General features: G+C 74.0%; 3 protein-coding genes. 1 reads left to right on the forward strand and 2 read right to left on the reverse strand.

Features of this window, described 5'->3' with window-relative positions:
* Window positions 1–1563: ATP-binding protein (locus L1885_RS24055; protein WP_235799262.1), on the reverse strand; the 1563-nt coding region annotated here is incomplete at its 3' end.
* Between the two features lie 146 nt (window positions 1564–1709).
* On the opposite strand from L1885_RS24055, the gene L1885_RS24060 reads away from it, so the two are divergent.
* Complete coding sequence (locus L1885_RS24060) at window positions 1710–3122, forward strand: cation:dicarboxylate symporter family transporter (protein ID WP_235799263.1); 1413 nt, start codon at window positions 1710–1712, stop codon at window positions 3120–3122.
* 253 nt (window positions 3123–3375) lie between these two features.
* Here the strand turns inward: L1885_RS24060 and L1885_RS24065 are convergent, their stop codons facing one another.
* Window positions 3376–4254 carry a class I SAM-dependent methyltransferase gene (locus L1885_RS24065; protein ID WP_235799264.1) on the reverse strand — a complete coding sequence of 293 codons (879 nt, stop codon included), beginning with the start codon at window positions 4252–4254 and terminating at the stop codon, window positions 3376–3378.
* Window positions 4255–4565: the final 311 nt, after the last annotated feature.

Raw genomic sequence — 4565 nt, forward strand, 5'->3', positions numbered from 1 at the left:
TCCCCGGCCCGGGCCGTTGCTCGACCAGCCGCGCCGGAAGACCGCCTCCACCTGCTCGGGCTCCACCCCCGGCCCGGTGTCACTCACCCGCAGCAGCAACTCGCCCGCAGCCGCGCCTCCCGCCGCGCCCGTGCCCGTGCCCGCACCCGCGTCCGCGCTCCCGTCGCCGGGCGCCTCCACGCGCGCCGTCACCGTCACCCGCGGCGAACCTCCGCCGGACGGCGGGGACCCGCCGGCGCCCGCCGCCTCCACCGCGTTGTCGACGAGATTGCCGAGGATCGTCACCAGATCGCGCGTCGAGAGCGAGGGGGGAAGCACACCGTCGTCCATCCTGCTGTCGGGGGCCAGCACCAGTTCCACACCCCGCTCGTTGGCCTGCGCGGCCTTGCCGAGGAGCAGCGCCGCGAGCACCGGCTCGCGCACGGAGTCCACCACCCGGTCCGTCAGGGCCTGCGACAGCTCCAGTTCGGAGGTGGCGAACTCGACGGCCTGGTCGACCCGGCCGAGCTCGATCAGCGACACGACCGTGTGCAGCCTGTTCGCCGCCTCGTGCGCCTGCGAGCGCAGCGCCCGGGTGAACCTGCGCTCCGAGTCGAGCTCGCCGGAGAGCGCCTGCAGTTCGGTGTGGTCGCGCAGGGTCACGACCGTACCGCTGCGCTCGCCGCCGACGACCGGCCGGGTGCTGACCACCACGACCCGCTCCTCGGTGAGGTGGACCTCGTCCACCCGCGGCTCCGAGGCGAGCAGCGCCCCCGTCAGCGGCAGCGGCAGCCCGAGTTCGGCCACCGGTCTGCCCACCGCGGACGCGTCGAGGCCCAGCAACTCCCGCCCCCCGTCGTTGATGAGCGCGATGCGCCGGCGGCCGTCGAGCATGAGCATCCCCTCGCGCACGGCGTGCAGCGCGGCCTGGTGGTAGTCGTACATGCGGCTCAGGCCGCGCGCGTCCAGGCCGTGGGTGTGCCGGCGCAGGCGGGCGTTGATGACGTACGTGCCGAGCGCGCCGAGCACCAGGGCCGCGCCCGCGACGAGCGAGAGCACCCGCAACTGCCGCATCACCTGCGTCGATATCCGGTCCACGGTGATGCCCACGCTGACCAGCCCGACGATGCGGCCCCCGTCCCTGATGGGCGTCACGGCCCGCGTCGAGGGGCCGAGCGTGCCGGTGTAGGTCTCGGTGAACGTCCGCCCGCCCAGGGCCGGAGCCGTCGTCCCGAGGAAGCGCCGGCCGATCTGACGCGGATCCGGATGCGTCCAGCGGATGCCGTGCGTGTCCATGATCGTGACGAAGTCGACCCGGGCGTCCAGCCGCACCCGCTCCGCGTAGGGCTGGAGTTCGGCCGACGGATCCGGCGCCCGGATCGCCGCGCGCACCGACGGCGCGTCGGCCACCGAGCGCGCCGCGATCAGCACCTCGCGCCGCGCCGTGCTCCGGGCCTGGGAGCGGTCGTTGACGTACGAGAACACGGCACACCACGCGACGATCACCGCCACGAGCACGGCCTGCATGGCGAACAGCTGGCCGGCCAGGCTGCGCGGCCGGCGGGCCCGGTCGAAGAAGGACATGGCGACAGTGTCCACGTCCGGGCGCCCCCGGGCAGTGGCGATATCCACAGCCCCTGGCTGGAAATCGTATGAACGAAATGAACAGAAGGGTGACGGGGGTCACAGCGCGATGGATAGTCGCCGGGACCCCGAGTCGAGGAGGACACGTGGCTGCGAGGCGGGACCGAACCCACTTCTTGTACATCGCCGTGGTGGTGGCCGTGCTGCTCGGCATCCTGGTGGGCCTCACGGCCCCCGGAACCGCCGTTCAGCTCAAGCCCATCGGCACCGGATTCGTCGATCTCATCACGATGATGATCGCGCCGGTCATCTTCTGCACGATCGTGCTGGGCATCGGCTCCGTGCGCAAGGCCACCAAGGTGGGCGCCGTCGGCGGCCTGGCCATCGGCTACTTCCTGGTGATGTCGACCGTCGCCCTCGCCATCGGGCTGATCGTCGGCAACGTCCTGGAGCCCGGCCACGGCCTGCACCTCACCGAGTCCGTGCGCCAGTCGGGCGCCGCACAGGCCAAGGGCACCAGCGACTCGCTGCCCGACTTCCTGCTCGGCATCATCCCCACGACGCTGGTGTCCGCGTTCACCGAGGGCTCCACCCTCCAGGCGCTGCTGATCGCCCTGCTCGCGGGCTTCGCGCTGCAGGCGATGGGCTCGGCCGGCGAGCCGGTGCTGCGGGGGATCGAGCACATCCAGCGCCTGGTGTTCCGCATCCTCGCCATGATCATGTGGGCGGCCCCGGTGGGCGCGTTCGGAGCGATGGCGGCGGTGGTCGGGCAGACCGGCGTCGACGCGCTCAAGTCCCTCGCGGTCATCATGGTCGGCTTCTACGCCACCTGCGCCGTCTTCGTCTTCGTGATCCTCGGCCTGGTGCTGCGGCTGTTCGCCAAGGTCAACATCTTCCTGCTGCTGAAGTACCTGGCGCGCGAGTTCCTGCTGATCCTCTCCACCTCGTCCTCGGAGTCGGCGCTGCCGCGGCTCATCGCGAAGATGGAGCACCTCGGCGTCAGCAAGTCCGTCGCGGGCATCACGGTCCCGACCGGCTACTCGTTCAACCTCGACGGGACCGCCATCTACCTGACGATGGCCTCCATCTTCATCGCCGAGGCCATGGACAAGCCGCTGTCGATCGGCCAGCAGATCTCGCTGCTCGTGTTCATGATCGTCGCGTCCAAGGGTGCGGCGGGCGTCACCGGCGCCGGCCTCGCCACCCTCGCGGGCGGGCTCCAGTCGCACCGCCCCGAACTGGTCGACGGCGTCGGCCTGATCGTCGGGATCGACCGCTTCATGAGCGAGGCGCGCGCCCTGACCAACTTCGCGGGCAACGCGGTCGCCACCGTCCTCATCGGGAACTGGACGAAGGAACTCGACCGGGGCCGCCTCGACGAGGTGCTGGGGGGACGGGTCCCGTTCAACGAGCAGAGCTTCCTGGCCGAACGCGACGGCGCCGGGGCGCAGGACGGTTCGCCGGAGCCGGCCGGGAAGGCGCTCACGGCCGGTGCCCCGCAGGACGCGCCCGAGGAGCGCGGCGGCGACGCCGCGCAGCAGACCAGGGCCGGGGTGTAGGTCTCCCGCCGGACCGTGCCGGGTCCTTCGGGGCCCGGCAGGATCCGCCGGGAGGACCTTGCCCCCCAACCCCCCGCCCCGGCCCCTGGAGCCGGCCGGCCCGAGCGGACGCGCAACCGCCCGGACCGGCCGGCTGTCCGCGTGCGGGGGAGGGCGACGGTAGCGCGGTCCTCGCCGTGCGCCGCATGCCGCATGCCGCGTGCAGTCGGATCCGGGCAGGGGCGCGAGCGCGTGCGGGCGGGGCAGCGGCCGGTCAGCCGGCCGGGTGCGCCGGTCCACCGGCATCCGCGGGCGCCAGCCGGGCCGTGGCGAGGTGGAGTCGCAGCGCGCAGGGCGTCGTCCCGTCGGGGCCGCGGAGACGGGCCGCCCCGGTCAGGAACTCCTCGCGCAGCCGGGTCACCGCCGCTTCGGGCATTGGACCCAGGTCGTAGACCCCGGACACCGCGTCCCACACCTGTTCGGCCGGGCCCCCGATGTCGATCCGCACCGTGCTCCACCCGACCGGGCCGAACCCGGCGGGGGAGAGGATCTCCTGGAGGCCCGCGCGGTCACGGGTACGGCGGTCCCCGAGGCGGGGCGTCCCGAGGCCGCCCGGCAGCCGCGCGTCCCACTCCCGCAGCAGCCCGACGAACATCTCGTACGCCTCGCCGCCCGCTGGGCCGCCGCCGAGCACGCAGGCCAGCAGGCCGCCCGGTACGAGCACCCGCGCGGCCTCGGCCGCGACCTCCTCGACGTCCGCCATCAGCATCAGCGCCATGTGCGAGACGCACGCGTCGAAGCTGCCGTCCGCGAACGGAAGGGACTGCGCGCGGCCCTCCCGCAGGCGGGCCCCGGCGAGCGCCGGACGCCCCGCCGCGAGCGCGAGCGCCTCGGGCGACAGGTCGATGCCCGCGAGGCCGGTCGGGCCGCGGCCGTCCGACGCGAGGAGTTCGAGCAGGTGCCCGTCGCCGCAGCCCAGTTCGAGCACGCGGGGCACTTGTGCGACGAGGTCGGCGAGGATCCGGTAGCTGGAGCGGCCGTCGGCGCTCCGGCCGGCCCCGAACGACTCCACGGTGACCGCGGGCCGCCGGGCGTGGAAGTCGCGGAGGAAGGATTCCTGGGCAGGGGTGTCGTCCGGGGAGGTCGTCGTCATGGCCCCAACCTACGGTCCGGGCGGGATCCGCACGCAGCGATCGGCGGCGACGGCCAGGCGCGGAACGGCTCGTGCCTGCGGGAGGGGAGGTGCGAGGTCGTGGCGCGGCGCATGCGTGCGGGAGGGGAGGGGAGGGGAGTGCGAGGCCGTGGCACGGCTCGTGCGGACGGCAGGGCGTCGGGTCGTGGCGCGGTCGGCGCGGGTGCCGGGGCGGGGCTCCGGATGCCGGGCCGGCGAGCGGTGACGGCCGGCGGGCCGCCCCGCTCGCCCAGGCCTGGGCGGCTTCGCTGACGCGGGCCGGTGGGGCTTCG

It is taken from the genome of Streptomyces fuscigenes (assembly GCF_021556455.1).
Classification (GTDB): Bacteria; Actinomycetota; Actinomycetes; order Streptomycetales; family Streptomycetaceae; genus Streptomyces; species Streptomyces fuscigenes.

Excerpts from the sequence above, each read along its gene's own strand:
- L1885_RS24065 (WP_235799264.1), bottom strand. The coding sequence starts at position 4,254 with ATGACGACGACCTCCCCGGACGACACCCCTGCCCAGGAATCCTTCCTC.